Origin of the sequence: Serratia sp. 14-2641 (assembly GCF_001692375.1) — a bacterium.
GTDB lineage: Bacteria > Pseudomonadota > Gammaproteobacteria > Enterobacterales > Enterobacteriaceae > Chania > Chania fonticola_C.
The window spans coordinates 202,169-219,585 of sequence record NZ_LXKR01000055.1 but is presented as its reverse complement, the minus strand read 5'-3'; the positions used below and the strand labels follow the sequence as shown (position 1 = coordinate 219,585).

General features: G+C 54.1%; 17 protein-coding genes. 9 read left to right on the top strand and 8 right to left on the bottom strand.

Features of this window, described 5'->3' with window-relative positions; all coding sequences use genetic code 11:
- Window positions 1–1,044: 1,044 nt before the first annotated feature.
- The 3 genes from A6U95_RS19690 (at window position 1,045) to A6U95_RS19680 (ending at window position 2,987) form a co-directional block, all read left to right on the top strand.
- Window positions 1,045–1,617 (top strand): TIGR00730 family Rossman fold protein, encoded by a 573-nt coding sequence (locus tag A6U95_RS19690; RefSeq protein WP_024486669.1) that lies wholly within the window; start codon window positions 1,045–1,047, stop codon window positions 1,615–1,617.
- A gap of 102 nt (window positions 1,618–1,719) precedes the next feature.
- The gene (gene xthA / locus A6U95_RS19685; protein ID WP_065685682.1) at window positions 1,720–2,523 is read left to right on the top strand and encodes an exodeoxyribonuclease III; all 804 of its coding nucleotides are present in this window, start codon (window positions 1,720–1,722) and stop codon (window positions 2,521–2,523) included.
- 44 nt (window positions 2,524–2,567) lie between these two features.
- Complete coding sequence (locus A6U95_RS19680) at window positions 2,568–2,987, top strand: pyrimidine (deoxy)nucleoside triphosphate diphosphatase (RefSeq protein ID WP_065685681.1); 420 nt, start codon at window positions 2,568–2,570, stop codon at window positions 2,985–2,987.
- A gap of 71 nt (window positions 2,988–3,058) precedes the next feature.
- On the opposite strand, the gene A6U95_RS19675 is transcribed toward A6U95_RS19680, so the two are convergent.
- The 5 genes from A6U95_RS19675 to A6U95_RS19655 all read right to left on the bottom strand — a co-directional run bounded on the left by A6U95_RS19675 (window position 3,059) and on the right by A6U95_RS19655 (window position 8,147).
- Window positions 3,059–3,340, bottom strand: coding sequence for a DUF1496 domain-containing protein (locus A6U95_RS19675; protein ID WP_065685680.1), 282 nt, complete (start codon window positions 3,338–3,340; stop codon window positions 3,059–3,061).
- Window positions 3,337–5,262, bottom strand: a complete 1,926-nt coding sequence (locus A6U95_RS19670) for a DNA topoisomerase III (protein ID WP_065685679.1) — start codon at window positions 5,260–5,262, stop codon at window positions 3,337–3,339. The genes A6U95_RS19675 and A6U95_RS19670 overlap by 4 nt, the downstream gene beginning before the upstream one ends.
- Complete coding sequence (mnmH, locus tag A6U95_RS19665; protein ID WP_065685678.1) at window positions 5,262–6,380, bottom strand: tRNA 2-selenouridine(34) synthase MnmH; 1,119 nt, start codon at window positions 6,378–6,380, stop codon at window positions 5,262–5,264. The genes A6U95_RS19670 and mnmH overlap by 1 nt, the downstream gene beginning before the upstream one ends.
- Window positions 6,380–7,423, bottom strand: a complete 1,044-nt coding sequence (selD, locus tag A6U95_RS19660) for a selenide, water dikinase SelD (RefSeq protein WP_065685677.1) — start codon at window positions 7,421–7,423, stop codon at window positions 6,380–6,382. The genes mnmH and selD overlap by 1 nt, the downstream gene beginning before the upstream one ends.
- Before the next feature lie 172 nt (window positions 7,424–7,595).
- Window positions 7,596–8,147: an NAD(P)H nitroreductase gene (locus A6U95_RS19655; protein ID WP_065685676.1), complete on the bottom strand. Its 552-nt coding sequence runs from the start codon at window positions 8,145–8,147 to the stop codon at window positions 7,596–7,598.
- Between the two features lie 193 nt (window positions 8,148–8,340).
- On the opposite strand from A6U95_RS19655, the gene sppA reads away from it, so the two are divergent.
- The 4 genes from sppA to A6U95_RS19635 all read left to right on the top strand — a co-directional run bounded on the left by sppA (window position 8,341) and on the right by A6U95_RS19635 (window position 13,475).
- Window positions 8,341–10,194: a signal peptide peptidase SppA gene (gene sppA / locus A6U95_RS19650; RefSeq protein WP_065685675.1), complete on the top strand. Its 1,854-nt coding sequence runs from the start codon at window positions 8,341–8,343 to the stop codon at window positions 10,192–10,194.
- Between the two features lie 92 nt (window positions 10,195–10,286).
- Window positions 10,287–11,303: an asparaginase gene (ansA, locus tag A6U95_RS19645; RefSeq protein ID WP_065685674.1), complete on the top strand. Its 1,017-nt coding sequence runs from the start codon at window positions 10,287–10,289 to the stop codon at window positions 11,301–11,303.
- 17 nt (window positions 11,304–11,320) lie between these two features.
- A complete protein-coding gene (gene pncA / locus A6U95_RS19640) occupies window positions 11,321–11,953 on the top strand; it encodes a bifunctional nicotinamidase/pyrazinamidase (RefSeq protein WP_024528776.1) in 633 nt (210 codons plus the stop codon).
- A gap of 241 nt (window positions 11,954–12,194) precedes the next feature.
- Complete coding sequence (locus tag A6U95_RS19635; RefSeq protein ID WP_065685673.1) at window positions 12,195–13,475, top strand: glycoside hydrolase family 18 protein; 1,281 nt, start codon at window positions 12,195–12,197, stop codon at window positions 13,473–13,475.
- Between the two features lie 41 nt (window positions 13,476–13,516).
- Here A6U95_RS19635 and A6U95_RS19630 read toward each other — a convergent pair whose 3' ends face one another.
- Both A6U95_RS19630 and msrB read right to left on the bottom strand, forming a co-directional pair.
- Window positions 13,517–13,789: a DUF1315 family protein gene (locus tag A6U95_RS19630; RefSeq protein ID WP_021181206.1), complete on the bottom strand. Its 273-nt coding sequence runs from the start codon at window positions 13,787–13,789 to the stop codon at window positions 13,517–13,519.
- 64 nt (window positions 13,790–13,853) lie between these two features.
- Window positions 13,854–14,267: a peptide-methionine (R)-S-oxide reductase MsrB gene (gene msrB / locus A6U95_RS19625; RefSeq protein ID WP_021181205.1), complete on the bottom strand. Its 414-nt coding sequence runs from the start codon at window positions 14,265–14,267 to the stop codon at window positions 13,854–13,856.
- 347 nt (window positions 14,268–14,614) lie between these two features.
- On the opposite strand from msrB, the gene gapA reads away from it, so the two are divergent.
- Window positions 14,615–15,610, top strand: coding sequence for a glyceraldehyde-3-phosphate dehydrogenase (gene gapA / locus A6U95_RS19620; protein ID WP_021181204.1), 996 nt, complete (start codon window positions 14,615–14,617; stop codon window positions 15,608–15,610).
- Window positions 15,611–15,693: 83 nt separating this feature from the next.
- Window positions 15,694–16,569, top strand: coding sequence for a D-hexose-6-phosphate mutarotase (locus A6U95_RS19615; RefSeq protein WP_065685672.1), 876 nt, complete (start codon window positions 15,694–15,696; stop codon window positions 16,567–16,569).
- 123 nt (window positions 16,570–16,692) lie between these two features.
- Here A6U95_RS19615 and A6U95_RS19610 read toward each other — a convergent pair whose 3' ends face one another.
- Window positions 16,693–17,397 (bottom strand): MipA/OmpV family protein, encoded by a 705-nt coding sequence (locus A6U95_RS19610; protein ID WP_065685848.1) that lies wholly within the window; start codon window positions 17,395–17,397, stop codon window positions 16,693–16,695.
- Between the last annotated feature and the right edge of the window lie 20 nt (window positions 17,398–17,417).

Below are 17,417 nucleotides of genomic sequence, written 5' to 3'. Positions count from 1 at the left end.
CTTTACGTACCTCCCACATTTTAAATCATCACGTCACTCCCATGTACCACCGAATTGGGAAGGATGAGAAGCTTCGACCAAGGTTCGAGTCTACACAGTGGACAACGCACTTGCGCGGTCATCCTCCCCACTACCATCTCTTTATATACCTCCCACACTTAAAATCATCACTCCACTCCCATGTACCACCGAATTGGGAAGGATGAGAAGCTTCGACCAAGGTTCGAGTCCACGCAGTGGACAACGCGCTTGCGCGGTCATCCTCCCCACCACCATCTCTTTATATACCTCCCACACCTAAAACCATCACGTCACTCCCATGTACCACCGAATTGGGAAGGATGAGAAGCTTCGACCAAGGTTCGAGTCCACACAGTGGACAACGCGCTTGCGCGGTCATCCTCCCCACCACCATCCTTGTATCCCACCTCACAGACTAAATATCTCCGTCGTATCATCATGCATCACCGAACCAAATAGCTGCTCCTTATTGTGCTACTGGTGAAAGTCATACAGAACGCCGACACGGCGTAAACCCGTCCCTGGGGGCTCGCAATCGCGCATCCATGCGCTCAACGGTCGGCTAACCTGCAATGACTCCCACCTGCCTCAAGCTTAGGTGTAGCGGTATAAAGCACCATTACTCAGACAACTAGCCTCATCTATACGAAGTCATCCTCCCCACCACCATCCTTTTATCCCCCTCACAGACTAAATATTTTCGTCATATCATCATGCATCACCGAACCAAATAGCTGCTCCTTATTGTGCTACAGGTGAAAGTCATACAGAACGCCGTCACGCCGTAAACTCGTCCCTGGGGGCTCGCAATCGCGCATCCATGCGCTCAACGGTCGGCTAACCTGCAATGACTCCCACCAGCTTCAAGCTTGGGTGTCACGGTATAAAACACCCTTACTCAGACAACGAGTTTCGACTGTAAGAAGTCATCCTTCCCAGCTCCATCGCAATACCAATTCCCCTTGAACTAAACCCCACAATTCGCTATACCACTGGCTTCGTTAAAAGCAGCAAGGGAAAGTCATGCGTAACAACATTTGTATCTTTTGTGGTGCCAGCGAGGGCAATAATCCAGCCTACGTCGAACATGCCCGCCAACTAGGTCATCTGCTTGCCACCCAAGGGCGGCGTCTGGTGTATGGCGGTGGTAAAAAAGGATTAATGGGTGTGGTAGCAGACGCGGTACTAGAGGCCGGTGGTGAAGCAATAGGCATCATTCCCCAACGGCTGGTCGAGGCCGAAACGGCGCACCGTGGCCTGACCGAGTTGGAAATCGTCCCCGACATGCACACCCGTAAGGCGCGGATGGCCGAACTGGCCGACGGCTTTATTGCCCTGCCTGGCGGCATCGGTACGCTGGAAGAGCTGTTCGAAATCTGGACCTGGGGGCAGATCGGTTACCACAGCAAGCCGGTCGGGCTGCTGGATGTTAACGGTTTTTACCACCCGCTAAGCCAGTTTTTACAGCATGTCGCCGATCAAGGCTTTATGCGGCATGATTATCTCAAGACCTTGCATATCAGCGATTCTCCGGCAGCCTTAATCCAGCTGTTTGATGACTATCAGCCGCAGAATTACGACCGCTGGGCGAAATAAACCCTGGCTACCAGCGGCAAACCGCCGCTGGTCCGCGTTACATTTTCAGCCAAACTCTGCTACTATCTGAACACATTTTTTCGGATAAAAACGGCAGCGCTCATGAAGTTTGTTTCTTTTAATATCAATGGACTGCGTGCACGTCCGCATCAACTGGCAGCAATTATCGAGCAGCATCAGCCGGATGTGATCGGCCTGCAGGAAACCAAAGTTCACGACGATATGTTCCCGCTGGAAGACGTTAGCCAACACGGCTATCACGTGTTCTATCATGGGCAGAAAGGCCATTACGGCGTGGCGTTGCTGACTAAAGATGAACCTCTTGCCGTACGCCGCGGTTTTCCTACTGATGAAGAAGATGCACAGCGTCGTATCATCATGGCCGACCTTGCGACACCACAAGGTACATTGACGGTGATTAATGGTTACTTCCCTCAAGGAGAAAGCCGCGACCACCCTATCAAATTCCCAGCCAAAACCCGCTTTTATCAAGATCTGCAAAATTATCTGCAACAACTGCCTGCGGAGTCGCAGGTGTTGATCATGGGCGATATGAACATCAGCCCAAGCGATCTGGACATCGGTATTGGTGAAGAGAGCCGCAAACGTTGGTTGCGCACTGGCAAATGCTCCTTCCTGCCGGAAGAGCGTGAATGGATGGGCCGCCTGCTGGACTGGGGTCTGGTAGATACCTACCGTCATGCCAACCCTGAGCGTAACGATGAGTTCTCGTGGTTTGACTATCGTTCGCGTGGTTTTGATGAAAACCGTGGTCTGCGCATCGATCTGCTGCTGGCTAACACCTCATTGGCTGCGCGCTGTACCGCCACCGGCATTGATTATCAGATCCGTGCCATGGAGAAGCCTTCAGACCATGCTCCCGTCTGGGCCGAATTCGCACTGTAATCTCCCTGCCCCGATGCACGTCGGGGCAACATTGAATCCAAGCTATGAAAATCATTGATGTCGTTGCCGCCATTATCGAACAAGATGGCAAGATCCTGCTTGCTCAACGCGATAGCAGCAGCGATCAGGCTGGCCTATGGGAGTTTCCCGGCGGGAAGGTCGAAATGGCTGAGAGCCAGCCCCAGGCGCTCGCCCGTGAATTGAGAGAAGAGTTGGGCATTATCGCCAAAGTGGGGAGTTTTGTGGCTAGCAATCAGTGGCCGCAAAAGGAGAGGATTATTCGGCTGCATGCTTGGCAGGTTGTCTCCTTCAGCGGGGAATTGCAGCTACATTGCCATAGCGCATTTGCTTGGGTGACGCCCGAGCAAGCCAGAGATTACCCGCTAGCCCCCGCCGATATTCCCCTGTTGGAAAGCTATATCCGCTTCACCCCGCCCCTCTCCCACAGTAAGAGGGCGCTGTAATAGCGCCGTTGTCAGGAATTGAATCAATTGGCGGCACGGTTAAGGTGAGTACAGAAATCAGGCCGTTAAAATCACCGCTTGAGGCGGATCCAGATTAACGGATTGGTGCCCGTGACGTTAGGGTCGCGTGCGCACTGCATCATCTCGTCGCCCACTTTCAGCAGCGCACCTTCAGAATAGTTTTGATTCTGATAAATGCAGCAACGATTGCAGGGCGGCGGCGTTGTCGTGGTACGTGCGGTACCCCATATTTCAGGGGAAACCGGCACGACGACATCGACGTTGCCGCGATTGGCCAATACGCCGCTGGAAAACAGTGCCAAACAACCAATCAACAAGGGTATGCGGCTCATTCACTTTTCTCCCGTGCCTTACCGGCACTTTTTTTACGCTTTTTGGCCCCGGCTGACGGTGCAGGCGACAAGCCACGAAACGCTATACTGGCCCGGCTCTGCTTAGCCTGATAGATCAGCTGTTGCAGTGTGCCCTCCAGCGGTTGCATAAAGTCCTGATAACGGCAGGATTTTTCGCTGATTTGCGTCAACGTAGACTCCCACTGCGCCGTCATATCAGGGCGTGCCGCCAGGTCCGGCAATGAATGGATCAGTGCCCGCCCGGTTTCGCTGGAATGAATATAGCGCCCTTTCTTGTAGAGAAACGCCCGCTTGAAGAGCAGCTCGATGATGCCTGCGCGCGTTGCCTCTGTCCCTAAACCATCGGTCGCTCGCAGGATTTTCTTTAGCGCTTTATCCTGCACAAACCGCGCAATCCCTGTCATGGCCGACAACAGGCTGGCATCGGTAAAGGGCCGTGGCGGTTGAGTCTGGCGTTCTACCACTTCGCCACGCTCACAAAGCAACTCATCGTCTTTGGCAACAACAGGCAGCGGTGCACCTTCGTTTTCCTCATCACGTTCTTTACTTCCCAGCAGGGTGCGCCAGCCCGCTTCGGCCAGGAAACGCGCCTTGGCGATAAACTTGCCGCCGGCGATATCCAGCTCGATAACGCACTTGCGGAACATCGCATCCGGGCAAAACTGCATCAGATACTGCCGGGCCACCAAACCGTAAACGTTCAGTTCATCCTGGCTCAGGCTAGCCTTGCTGGCACGTGCCGTAGGAATAATCGCGTGGTGAGCATCGACCTTCTTATCGTCCCAACAGCGGTTACGGCGCTCGCTATCGATAATCGGCTGTGGATAGAGATCCGGTTGATGTACGCTGATGGCATTCAACACCGCATGGCGTCCGGCAAAGTGTTCCTCTGGCAGATAACGGCAGTCAGAACGCGGGTAAGTGATCAACTTGTGGGTTTCATACAGCCGTTGGCAAACGTCCAACACCTGCTGTGCGCTGAGGTTAAAGCGTTTCGACGCTTCAATCTGCAGCGTGGAAAGGGAAAACGGCAGCGGAGCGGTATCTGATTCCCGTTTATCATTATACGAGGTGACCAGCGCCGGTGCGCCCTCGATGCGTTTAACCACGTGTTCGGCCAATGGCCGGTGCAGTAAGCGCCCTTCCTCATCCTGGTAAGGTTCGCAGGATTCGCTCGGCTGCCACAGGGCGACAAAGCGCTCTTCCTTCGGCGTGACGATATGCGCCTTCACCTCAAAGAAGTCTTTCGAGACGAAGTTTTCGATCTCTTCATCGCGCCGCACCACCAGCCCCAACACCGGCGTCTGTACCCGCCCCACCGACAACACGCCGTCGTAGCCCGCGTTACGCCCTAGCAGCGTATAAGCCCGGGTCATGTTGATGCCGTAAAGCCAGTCGGCACGCGCACGCGCTAACGCGGAAACGCACAGCGGGATAAAGTCACGGTTATCACGCAGACGCTGTACCGCACGCTCCACCGCCTGTGGGTTAAGATCGTTAATCAGGCAACGCCGCACGTTCTGGCGTTTATCCTGCGTCAGTGCCAGATAATCCAGCACCTCATCCACCAGCAACTGCCCTTCCCGATCCGGGTCACCTGCGTGGATCACTTCGTCAGCCTCTGCCAACAGCTTTTTGATCGCGTTCAGCTGCTTGCTGACCGAAGGGCGCGGCTGCAACAGCCACTTCTGTGGAATTATCGGCAAGTCAGCCAGCGACCAGCGCGCGTAACGGCTGTCGTAAGCATCCGGCTGGGCCTGTTCTAACAGATGCCCAACGCACCAGGTCACCACGTCGTTGCTGCCACAGGCGATAAAACCATCCCCCCGACGATGGGGCTTGGGTAATACATCAGCAATGGCGCGGGCCAAACTCGGTTTTTCGGCTATAAACAGTCGCATTATTCACCGTTATTCTGGCTATACGTCATCAGGAACTCTCTGACTTGCGCGTAATTACCGCGAAAGATCACACGTTGGGTTTTCTTCTCTAGTTGATAGCGATACATCGGGTCGTAATAGTGCTGCAACAGCGGCACCAGCCATTGCTGATGCGCTTCGCTTTGGCCACTGAGCCGTTGCACTTGCAGCGCCGATTCCAGACGCAACGTCAACTGCTGGAACAGTTCCAGCCCCAGGCGGCGGCGGATGGCAAACAGGCCATGATGCAGATATTCATCATATTGCCGCCAGCCGTCTTGCTCGCCATAGGCTTGCTCAAAGGCAATGCGCATCCGGTCGATGTACTCATCTTGCAGGCGTGCCACACGCACATCAAACGGATCGTCAATCACCACCAGAGCAGCCTGCTGCATGCCATTGAACAAGCTTAAAGGCAGATTGGTAGAACCGATAATCCGGCTTTCATCTTCTAACACCCAATGGCGGCAACCAGCATGCTGTTTTTTCAGCATGCGTATGGCCAGATGATTTTCGAAATCTATCTGGGTAGGCTGTTTCACCAGCGTACGGCCAAAGGAGGAGCCACGATGATGGGCGATCCCTTCCAGATCGATGCCTGCCGCCAATTCATTAATCAGCAGCGTCTTGCCGCAGCCGGTATTACCGCCAACGATCAGCATAGGCAACACAGCGGCGGCCTCAAGCGCACCGAGCAAAAAATTGCGCAGTGCCTTGTAGCCACCAATCACGCGTGGGTAGTCAACACCGGCCTCTCGCAGCCACTGTTGTACCAATTGCGAACGTAGACCACCGCGGAAACAGTAGATATAACCTTCCGGCTGCCGGGCACACTGTTCGATCCAGGCCTGCGTGCGCTGCTCACGCAGTTTACCGTTGACCAGGCTGTGTCCAAGAGCGATTGCAGCTTGTTGACCCTTCTGTTTGTAGCAGGTGCCCACCGCCTGACGTTCACTGTCGTTCATCAGCGGCAGGTTGACTGAACAGGGGAATGCCCCCTGCGTAAACTCTATCGGCGCGCGCACGTCAATCAGCGGCACATCCTGTAGAAAAAGGCGCTGGTAGTCTTGCGTATCCTGTCGAGTCTGCACCGTTGACACTAGACAACCTCGATCAGTGGTTTACCCGCCTGTGCGGCCTGCAATTCACCAATCGCGTTCAGCGTGATGCCATGTCGGGCCGCTATCGCCTGCACTTCGGCTTCAGCTTCCGGCAATACCGCCAGCAGCAAACCGCCAGAGGTTTGCGGATCGCACAGCAATTGACGTTGCAGATCGCTCATGGCGCCCACCAGGTGACCATAGCTTTCAAAGTTACGCTCGGTACCTCCCGGCACGCAGCCTTCGCTGATGTAACGTTCCACATCCGGCAGTTTCGGCACGCATTCGAACCATACGGTTGCCTGCAGATCGGAACCCTGGCACATCTCGCTAAGGTGGCCAAGCAGGCCAAAGCCGGTAACATCGGTCATCGCCGTGACGCCTGCCACTTCGGCAAAGTCCGCCCCAGGCTTGTTCAACTGGCACATGACCTCAGTAGCCAAGCCTTGATGTTCGGCCAGCAGTTTGCTTTTCTTCTCTGCGGTGGTCAGTACGCCAATGCCTAGCGGTTTGGTCAGGAATAACTTGGTACCTGCCTGCGCTGCACTGTTTTTCTTCACCAGCTCGGTTTTGACGATGCCGGTCACGGCCAAGCCAAAAATAGGTTCTGGGGCATCAATAGAATGGCCCCCCGCCAATGCAATCCCCGCCTGCTGGCAAGCATAGCGGCCACCGTCGATCACCTGTTGGGCAACCTCTGCGGGCAACTTGGCAATCGGCCAGCCGAGAATAGCGATGGCCATGATCGGCTTACCGCCCATGGCATACACGTCGCTGATGGCGTTGGCTGCCGCAATACGGCCAAAATCAAACGGATCGTCGACGATCGGCATAAAGAAATCAGTGGTGCTGATAATGCCCACGCCGTTACCGATGTCATACACCGCGGCATCATCACGCGTTTCATTACCCACCAGCAGATGGGGATCGATAAACTTTTCCTGCTCGCTGTGCAGTATCGTTTCAAGCACTTTGGGTGAGATTTTACAGCCGCAGCCAGCGCCGTGGCTGTACTGGGTCAAACGAATGGCCGGCGATGTCATAGTCCACTCCCTCTGGGTAACAAACGAACGTAAGGATATCACAATGGGATATAGGGTAGCGCTTGCCGAGGGGATTGATAAGAGCAGGTTGGCATTATGCGTGCGACCTGCTCAGAAACAGTACAAAACTGCGGGTTTTCGCGCATTCTCAAGCGAGTTCCCGCATGGCGGATCAGAAGTAGCGGACGAAAGGCGTACTGTCCGGAGCGACCACTTTAGTGGAACCTTTTAACTGCGGCGTGCCCAGATAGAGGAAACCGACAATCTCGTCCTGCTCGCGGCAGGCGAAGGCTTCGCGCACCAAAGGATGCTCTGTCCAGGCACCGCTGCGCCAGATGCCATTAAAGCCTTGCGCCAAGGCGGCCATTTGCATCGCCTGCACCGCGCAACCGGCGGAGACAACTTGCTCCCAACGCGGCACTTTCGGATTTTCACTGCAATGGGCAACCACCGTGATAATCAGTGGCGCACGAAAAGGTGCCTGTTTGGCCTTTTCTACCGCACTCTCATCTAGCTCATCGTGTCTGGCAGCCGCTTGCAGTAATTCACTGAAACGTTGCAGACCCTGATCCTCGATCAGGATAAAACGCCACGGCTGTAACGTCCCGTGATCCGGCGCGCGCAGCCCGGCGTTGATGATATTCTGACGCACTTCACCTGCGGGTGCCGGGGCGGACAGGCGTGACGCAGAACGGCGATTCAGTAAAAGATCCAGTGCATCCATCATTAACTCCTGATAACAATTTTCGTTTAAATCACGTTAACATAGCTCTACATAGAGTTACAGCCTCTGTAATACTGTCTATACCCGGTGCCATTCAAGCTGCATGGGGGTAAATGGCAGGTGATTTAAAGCTGACATTTCTTCGGCCGCTCATTAGGATAGCGGAACATTCTAGACTCTTGTTGGAGAGCACATGCGCACATTGGGGCGAATTATTGCAGGTATTTTCAGATGGACATGGCGTCTGCTGAATTTTGTCAGGGAACTTATCCTGAACTTGTTCCTGATTTTCTTGATCCTGGTCGGGGTCGGTATTTATCTCTCACTCCAAGGCAACTCTTCGGTAGCAACCCCGCATGGTGCACTGCTGGTCGATCTCAGCGGCGTGGTGGTCGATCAACCTTCGGTGAACAACCGGGTTCGTCAGTGGGGCCGCGAACTGTTGGGTGCCTCCAGCAATCGTCTGCAGGAAAACTCACTGTTTGACCTGGTGGATACCATTCGCAAAGCCAAAGATGATAAAAACATCACCGGCATGGTGTTGCAGCTGAATGATTTTGCCGGGGCAGATCAGCCGTCCCTGCAATACATCGGTAAGGCACTGCGCGAGTTCCGCGACAGCGGTAAACCGATCTATGCCATCGGCGACAGCTATAACCAGACGCAATACTACCTGGCCAGCTATGCCAACAAGATCTACCTGTCACCTCAGGGTGCCGTCGATCTGCATGGTTTTGCCACCAACAACCTTTACTACAAATCCCTGTTGGAAAAGCTGAAGGTCACCACCAATATTTTCCGCGTGGGCACCTATAAATCTGCCGTAGAACCGCTGATCCGTGATGATATGTCACCGGCAGCGCGGGAAGCCGATAGCCGCTGGGTCGGCGGGCTGTGGCAAAACTATCTGGATACGGTGGCGGCTAACCGTCAACTCACGCCAGATCAGTTGTTCCCAGGCGCAGCAGATATTCTCAGTGGCTTAAAGGCAGCGGGTGGCGACACCGCGCAATTCGCCCTGAACAGCAAATTGGTCGATGAACTGGCCTCTCGCACTGCGATAGAAACACAGTTGGTGAAAACCTTCGGTTGGGACAAGCAGAGCAATGACTTCAATGCGGTCAGCATCTACGATTACCAGCCGCAACCGTCACCGGATCAGGGCGGTGAGATCGCCGTTATTTTCGTCAATGGCGCGATCATGGATGGCCCACAGACGCCAGGATCGGTCGGTGGCGACACCACTGCCTCACAACTGCGTCAGGCACGTCTGGATCCGAAAATCAAAGCCGTCATCCTGCGCGTCAATAGCCCTGGCGGTAGCGTCAGCGCTTCAGAAGTGATCCGCTCCGAGCTGGCCGCGGTTCGCGCCGCAGGTAAGCCGGTGGTGGTTTCCATGGGCGGAATGGCTGCGTCTGGCGGTTACTGGGTGTCGACACCGGCAGATTACATTATTGCCAGCCCGAGTACCCTTACTGGCTCCATTGGTATCTTCGGCGTGATCAACACCTATGAGAACACGCTGGATAGCGTTGGGGTACACACCGACGGCGTCGCGACATCACCACTGGCCGATCTGGCAGTGACGAAAGCACTGCCGCCAGAGTTCTCGCAGATGATGCAGTTGAACATCGAGAACGGTTACAAGAACTTCATCGACCTGGTGGCAACCGCCCGGAAAATGACGCCGGAGCAGGTCGATCAAATTGCTCAGGGTCATGTCTGGATCGGTAGCGACGCCAAGAAAAATGGCCTGATCGACCAACTGGGCGACTTTGACGACGCCGTGAAGAAAGCGGCAGAGCTGGCCAAGCTGCCACAGTGGCAACTCAACTGGTTTATCGATGCTCCTAGCATGACGGATATGCTGCTCAGCCAGTTTGGCGTTTCTATCCACGCCATGCTGCCTGCGGCGATCCAGTCAATGCTGCCCGCCCCGTTGGCATCGGTGGCACTGGCGGTGAAAGAACAGCCTGGCCTGTTTAATAACCTGAACGATCCGCAGCATCGTTATGCCATATGCCTGACTTGCGGAGAGGTTCGTTAACAAATAAATCTCTAGCCCGGCACCCGCCGGGCTTTTTTTCTCCTGCCATCTCCCTATAATTCAGCCTATCTGACAGCCACAAGATCAAAGCCATGCAAAAGAAATCCATTTACGTCGCCTATACTGGCGGCACTATCGGTATGCAGCGTTCCGAACAGGGCTACATCCCGGTTTCCGGCCACCTTCAGCGCCAGTTGGCGCTGATGCCCGAGTTCCATCGGCCAGAAATGCCGGATTTCACCATTCATGAATATGCCCCGTTGATCGACTCTTCGGATATGACACCCGAAGACTGGCAGCATATCGCCGACGACATCAAACAGAATTACACCCGCTATGACGGCTTTGTTATTCTGCACGGCACAGACACCATGGCATTTACCGCTTCAGCCCTATCCTTCATGCTGGAGAACCTGGATAAGCCGGTGATCGTCACCGGATCGCAAATCCCGCTGGCAGAATTGCGCTCCGACGGCCAAACCAATCTGTTGAATGCCCTCTATCTGGCCGCCAATCATCCAGTGAACGAGGTCAGCCTGTTCTTCAACAACAAGCTGTTTCGTGGCAACCGCACGACCAAGGCACATGCCGACGGCTTTGATGCCTTCGCCTCCCCTAATCTCCCGCCCTTACTGGAAGCAGGTATCCACATACGCCGCCAGACCGGCATCTCCTCTCCAGTGTGCAACGGGGAATTGATCGTGCATAACATCACGCCACAGCCCATCGGCGTGGTGACAATTTATCCGGGGATTTCCGGTGCCGTGGTGCGTAACTTCCTGCTGCAACCGGTCAAAGCACTGATCCTGCGCTCTTACGGCGTCGGTAACGCGCCGCAAAAGGCCGAACTGGTTGATGAATTGCGTGACGCCTCCGAGCGTGGCATCGTAGTGGTCAACCTGACACAATGTATCTCTGGCCGGGTCAATATGGAGGGCTATGCGACCGGTAATGCCCTGGCCCATGCTGGTGTGATCAGCGGTTTTGATATGACGGTGGAAGCCGCGCTGACCAAGCTGCATTATCTGTTGAGCCAGCCGTTAACCCCAGAAGAGATCCGCAGCCTGATGCAACAAGACCTGCGTGGCGAACTGAGCGCTGCGGGCTAACCGAAGTAGGAATTCTGATGAAAACAGCACTGCTGCTGATTGATTTGCAAAACGACTTTTGCCCCGGCGGCGCTTTAGGCGTGGCAGAAGGTGATGCCACCATTGCCGTCGCCAATCAGGCTATCGCAGCCAGCCTGGCCCGTAACGAAACGGTGGTCGCCAGCCAGGACTGGCACCCGATGGATCATCGCAGCTTCGCCATTAACTCCAACGCACAGATTGGCACGCTTGGGGAACTTGAAGGGCTGCCCCAGATTTGGTGGCCAGTGCACTGCGTTCAGGGCAGCCCTGGCGCAGAGCTTCATCCTCAGCTTGATAAGCAGCACATCGCAGCGATATTCCGTAAGGGTGAGAACCCGGATATCGATAGCTATAGTGCTTTTTTTGATAACGGGCTCCGGGCGCAAACGGCACTCGATGGCTGGCTGAAGGAGCGCGGCATCACTCATCTCGCCGTGATGGGGCTAGCCACCGATTATTGTGTCAAGTTCAGCGTGTTAGATGCCTTGCGTTTGGGTTATCAGACTCAGGTCATTACCGATGGCTGCCGAGGTGTCAATTTGCGTCCCGACGACAGCGAGCAGGCGTTAGCCGAAATGCAGTCGGCTGGCGCACAATTAGTTACACTGTCACAGTTTACTCAGCGTTAACGATTTTTGGGGCTGCTTGACCTTAGCGCCCCATATCCCCGCCAAACATTTTATTTTCGACGCTGCTCACATTCTCACCATTCTTCTACGCGCTCACCTTGTCCCCTCGCATCTCTTTTGTTGTTATGGCCGCTGATGCATTGGCATCAATAAGTTATACGCATCCGGGGCCTACCGAGCCCGGCTTTATTGATACCGCCCCAGGCGGTTCAGGTCGGCCTTGCTGACCAAAGGAGACAACATGGCTTTAACCCGTAAACTGCTGCCCTTGCTGGTAGCGGTACAACTCGGTATTGCTGGCGCGGGCATCGTGCACGCCGCACCTTATCTTTCTGTTGGCTACTTTAACGGCGGTGGCGACGTGACCGCCGGGCCGGGCGGTGATATCAACCAGCTGGATGTCAGCCAGATCACCCACCTCAACTACTCTTTTGGCCTGATTTATAACGCTGAAAAAGAGGAAACCAACCCGGCACTGAAAGATCCCTCCCACCTGCACCAAATCTATCTCTCCCCAAAAGTCGAAGCAGACTTAAAGCGCTTACCCGTATTGCGCCAACAAAACCCGGCGTTGAAGGTTTTGCTGTCCGTTGGTGGCTGGGGAGCCCGTGGGTTCTCCGGCGCGGCAGCCACACCGGAAAGCCGGGCGGTGTTTATCCGTTCGGTGCAGGAGGTGATTGCCAAGTATCAGCTAGATGGTATCGATCTGGATTGGGAATACCCGGTTAACGGTGCCTGGGGATTGGTGGAAAGCCAACCGACCGACAGAGCCAATTTCACCGCCCTACTGAGCGAACTGCATCAGGCGCTGGAGCAAGAAAAACTGCTGACCATCGCCGTAGGGGCCAACGTCAAAAGTCCGCAGGAATGGGTCGACGTTAAGGCTATCGCGCCCTATCTGGACTACATCAATCTGATGACCTACGACATGGCGTACGGTACCCAGTATTTCAACTCCAATCTCTATGACTCCAAGGAGTGGCCAACCGTGGCCGCCGCCGACAAGTACAGCGCCGACTTTGTGGTTAACAACTATCTGGCCGCCGGGCTGAAGCCTGCTCAACTCAATCTGGGGATCGGTTTCTATGGCCGAGTACCTAAACGCGCCACCGAGCCAGGTATTGATTGGAATGTGGCAGATGCGGCCAAGCATCCCGTCACCCAGCCCTATTTCACCACACGTGAAAAAGACGTCTTCAAGTCGCTGGGCGTGGATTTGGATAAAGACAGCTACATCAAGTACAACGATATCGTGAACAAGATGCTGAAAGACCCACAACGGCGCTTCACCGCGCATTGGGATAACGAGGCCAAGGTGCCCTATCTGATGATGAAGTCAGCCGCAGGCAAGCCGCTGTTCGCGATAAGCTATGAAAACCCACGCTCGGTAGCCATCAAGGCCGAGTACATCAAGAGCAAAGGATTGGGAGGGGCGATGTTCTGGGAGTATGGCGCGGACGATAACAACCGCTTGGCCCATCAACTGGCGGAAAGCTTAGGCTTGAGCCCGCAGAAGCAATAAAACCTTCAGGGCGATGACAGCATCGCCCTATCAGCAACAGGTTACTGCGGCTTCAGTTTGGCCAACGGCTCGGCCATAAACTGCTGTTTCAGCTCCTGTTTGCTTTTCATCACGATTTGCCCGTCGGTGCCAATGCTCATGTGCTGTGGGTCCGCATTGTTCATCGACTGCCACAGCATCACCGCCTGCAGGCTGTGTTCTTTCTGCTCTGGCGTCAATGCCACACCATCCGGCCACTTGCCCAGTTCCACAGCCAGCACCAGCCGCTGGTAGATTTCCGGCGTCATGGCCGCAATCAGATCTTTTACTTCCATCAGAGCATGTCCTCACCCAGGGATGAATAATTAGCTGAATCGATTTTGTTGGTTTAGTTACAGCTTAACCTGCCGTTTGCTCGCCATTCTCGTCGTCGGTGAAATTCAGTGACGCGGAGTTGACACAGTAACGTTCGCCAGTCGGCTGCGGACCATCGGGAAACACGTGCCCCAAATGCGCGTCGCAGTTACCACAGCGGATCTCAACTCGATGCATATTATGTGAATTATCATCAAGATAACGAATAGCATCGTCCGAGACCGGCTGATAGAAGCTGGGCCAGCCGCAGCCAGAATCAAACTTGCTGGCGGAGAAGAACAGTGGCGCGTTACAGCACAGGCAATGGTAAACGCCCTCACGCTGGTTATGCAGTAATTTACCGCTATAGGGGGCTTCGGTGCCACGCTCTTGCGTCACATAACGTTGGATTTCATTCAGTTCCGTGAGCGGTGTCTTAGGGGTTGTCTCTTTAGCCATTTGTGCTATTCCCGCAATGTGGATAATGTCAACGAAAACAATGAGTAATAATAACAAAAAATTAACAACGCTGCAGGCCTTTTTAGCCTAAACTGTACGGCATAAAGGTTACGCTGCCGCCATATGTGATTTCGATCACATATCTTGCACGTGCTGACTTTATACTTGGCGGTTTGCCCCCATATCGATGGGAGGACAAACGTGAATGGAATGTGCGATTTGTGTGCAAAACCGGCCTTCTGGTTTGACTTGCAGCAAGAATTGACACGATTCCGCTTGACGCTCGGTAAGGTTTTTGTAATTTTACAACCAACCTTTTATTCACTAACAAATAGCTGGTGGAATATATGACTATCAAAGTAGGTATCAACGGTTTTGGCCGTATCGGTCGCATTGTTTTCCGTGCTGCTCAGGAACGTTCTGACATCGAAATCGTTGCAATCAACGACCTGTTAGACGCAGAGTACATGGCTTACATGCTGAAGTATGACTCTACTCATGGCCGTTTCGACGGTACTGTAGAAGTTAAAGACGGCCACCTGGTTGTTAACGGCAAAACCATCCGTTGTACCTCAGAAAGAGATCCGGCTAACCTGAAGTGGAACGAAGTCAACGTTGACGTCGTTGCTGAAGCAACTGGCCTGTTCCTGACTGACGAAACTGCACGTAAACACATCGCTGCAGGTGCTAAGAAAGTTGTTCTGACTGGCCCATCTAAAGATGACACCCCAATGTTCGTTATGGGCGTGAACCACAAGTCTTACGCTGGCCAAGAAATCGTTTCCAACGCTTCTTGTACCACCAACTGCCTGGCACCACTGGCTAAAGTCATCAACGACAAGTTCGGCATCGTTGAAGCTCTGATGACCACTGTGCATGCCACCACCGCAACTCAGAAAACCGTTGATGGCCCGTCTCACAAAGACTGGCGCGGCGGCCGCGGCGCATCCCAGAACATCATCCCTTCTTCTACCGGTGCTGCTAAAGCAGTAGGTAAAGTTATCCCAGAACTGAACGGCAAACTGACCGGTATGGCGTTCCGCGTTCCTACTCCGAACGTGTCTGTAGTTGACCTGACTGCCCGTCTGGCAAAACCAGCTTCTTACAAAGAAATCTGTGCTGCTATCAAAGCCGCTTCAGAAGGTGAGCTGAAAGGCGTGCTGGGCTACACCGAAGACGAAGTGGTTTCTACCGATTTCAACGGCGAGAAACTGACTTCTGTGTTCGATGCTAAAGCCGGTATCGCGCTGAGCGACACCTTTGTGAAACTGGTTTCTTGGTACGATAACGAAACTGGCTACTCAAACAAAGTACTGGACCTGATCGCTCACATCTCCAAGTAATGGCTTGATGCGCAGTTGATTATCAAGGGCGACACTAGTGTCGCCCTTTTTATTTGTTTTTGCGGCGAAAAGAAGGCAACAACATGAACGAAAAAATCTTCACCCTACCCGTTAGCGAACAAATCACCCCTTTTATCAGCCAACGCCAACTGGACGAACTGCCTGTCGTGGTGGTTTCTCACCCGAAAGTCCGTGCGGCCATTACTTTGCAAGGGGCCCATCTGCTGGCCTGGCAACCAAGCGGTGATAAACCGGTATTTTGGCTGAGCAGCAATACGCCATTCAAAAACGGCGTGGCGATCCGCGGCGGCGTACCGATCTGCTGGCCATGGTTTGGCCCGGCAGGTAGCCCATCCCACGGCTTTGCCCGTAATCAGCCGTGGCAGCTTACCGCGCACGATGAAGATGAAAACGGCGTGATCCTGACCTTCACGCTGCAAGACAACGAACAAACCCGCAAATTGTGGCCACATGCTTTCACCCTGATCGCCCGTTTCAAGCTGGGTGAAGAGTGCGAAATGGAGCTGGAATCACACGGTGACTACCAGGCTACCGCCGCTCTGCACAGCTATTTCCAGGTCGGCGACATCGACAAGGTGAAAGTTGCCGGTTTGGGCGAGCATTATATCGATAAGGTGGCGAAGGGGATCGAGGCACGTCAGGTTGGCGAACTGGAGTTTACCGGGCAAACCGATCGCGTCTACACCCAGGCCACGCCTTGCAGCCTGATCAAGGACCCGGTATTGCAACGGACCATCGAGGTCAATCATCACTATATGAGTGATGTGATCGCCTGGAACCCAGGCGTCGAGCTTTCCTGCAGCATGGGCGACATGCCAAACGACGGTTACAAAACCATGGTTTGTGTGGAAACCGGGCGCGTGAGCAAGCCGCTGATCGCTTCTGGGGAGCAACCTGCCCGCTTGGCGATGAAAATCCGCAGCATTAAAAATAGCTGATCAAACTGGGGCGAGTCATTTCGCCCCTCTTCTCGTCATCATCCACCGCACCACAGATGTGCAAAAGGAGCGTTTCCGCCCCTTTTCGATGCACTCACTGCACCAAGATAATGCACCGTACGTTTAGAAGGTGTAAGTCACACCCGTCCACAGCATGCCGGTATAAGATTTATCAACCATTGGGCTGTCTTTAACTTCGCTGTCCAGGCGTGTATAACGCCCCGTGAAGAAGGCATTCCAATTAGCGTTGATATTATAGTTGGTGCTCAATTCGAGGTATGGCGACCAGCTATCGCTCGGCTTGTAAGTATCGAAAGTACTACGGCGGGACTCATCGCCATTGATGCCATAGTAGTATTGGTTCTGGTTTGAGCTGTTCCAGTTGACCCCGATGCCAGGAGCAAAGCTCCAGGAGTCCACCTGGAACTTATAGAGATAGGCAATATCGCCCACCAGGCCGTTACTGTTGTTCAGCGTATCGCCAGAGAAGGCCGTACGGATCGTTCCCCACTCAGCCCTATGTGTAAAGGCCACACCGGCCATCATGGTGCTACGGCGCTTGTCCAACTGCTTCATGCGATCGTCGTCACTGTCGCCTGGCTTATAGTGCAACGGTGAGTAATAGGCGATCAGGCTCAGCTGATTTTGCTGATCTTTCCACAGATTGTAACCGGCCAACAGCGTATGGAAGTAAAAATCATCGCCATCGTAATTGATGATAGGAACGGGATAGACACGATCCTGATAACCACGATAAGGATCGGGGCTGACCAGCGCTGAAGCACCGAGTGACCAGCTTCCTGCCTGAGCACTGTGCGCACAAACCATTGCGGAAGCGATAATTGCTA

Excerpts from the sequence above, each read along its gene's own strand:
- selD (WP_065685677.1), bottom strand. The coding sequence starts at position 7,423 with ATGACATCGCCGGCCATTCGTTTGACCCAGTACAGCCACGGCGCTGGC.
- sppA (WP_065685675.1), top strand. The coding sequence starts at position 8,341 with ATGCGCACATTGGGGCGAATTATTGCAGGTATTTTCAGATGGACATGG.
- A6U95_RS19615 (WP_065685672.1), top strand. The coding sequence starts at position 15,694 with ATGAACGAAAAAATCTTCACCCTACCCGTTAGCGAACAAATCACCCCT.
- A6U95_RS19635 (WP_065685673.1), top strand. The coding sequence starts at position 12,195 with ATGGCTTTAACCCGTAAACTGCTGCCCTTGCTGGTAGCGGTACAACTC.
- msrB (WP_021181205.1), bottom strand. The coding sequence starts at position 14,267 with ATGGCTAAAGAGACAACCCCTAAGACACCGCTCACGGAACTGAATGAA.
- A6U95_RS19680 (WP_065685681.1), top strand. The coding sequence starts at position 2,568 with ATGAAAATCATTGATGTCGTTGCCGCCATTATCGAACAAGATGGCAAG.
- A6U95_RS19675 (WP_065685680.1), bottom strand. The coding sequence starts at position 3,340 with ATGAGCCGCATACCCTTGTTGATTGGTTGTTTGGCACTGTTTTCCAGC.
- A6U95_RS19630 (WP_021181206.1), bottom strand. The coding sequence starts at position 13,789 with ATGGAAGTAAAAGATCTGATTGCGGCCATGACGCCGGAAATCTACCAG.
- A6U95_RS19670 (WP_065685679.1), bottom strand. The coding sequence starts at position 5,262 with ATGCGACTGTTTATAGCCGAAAAACCGAGTTTGGCCCGCGCCATTGCT.
- xthA (WP_065685682.1), top strand. The coding sequence starts at position 1,720 with ATGAAGTTTGTTTCTTTTAATATCAATGGACTGCGTGCACGTCCGCAT.
- A6U95_RS19610 (WP_065685848.1), bottom strand. The coding sequence starts at position 17,397 with ATGGTTTGTGCGCACAGTGCTCAGGCAGGAAGCTGGTCACTCGGTGCT.
- gapA (WP_021181204.1), top strand. The coding sequence starts at position 14,615 with ATGACTATCAAAGTAGGTATCAACGGTTTTGGCCGTATCGGTCGCATT.
- A6U95_RS19690 (WP_024486669.1), top strand. The coding sequence starts at position 1,045 with ATGCGTAACAACATTTGTATCTTTTGTGGTGCCAGCGAGGGCAATAAT.
- ansA (WP_065685674.1), top strand. The coding sequence starts at position 10,287 with ATGCAAAAGAAATCCATTTACGTCGCCTATACTGGCGGCACTATCGGT.
- pncA (WP_024528776.1), top strand. The coding sequence starts at position 11,321 with ATGAAAACAGCACTGCTGCTGATTGATTTGCAAAACGACTTTTGCCCC.
- A6U95_RS19655 (WP_065685676.1), bottom strand. The coding sequence starts at position 8,147 with ATGGATGCACTGGATCTTTTACTGAATCGCCGTTCTGCGTCACGCCTG.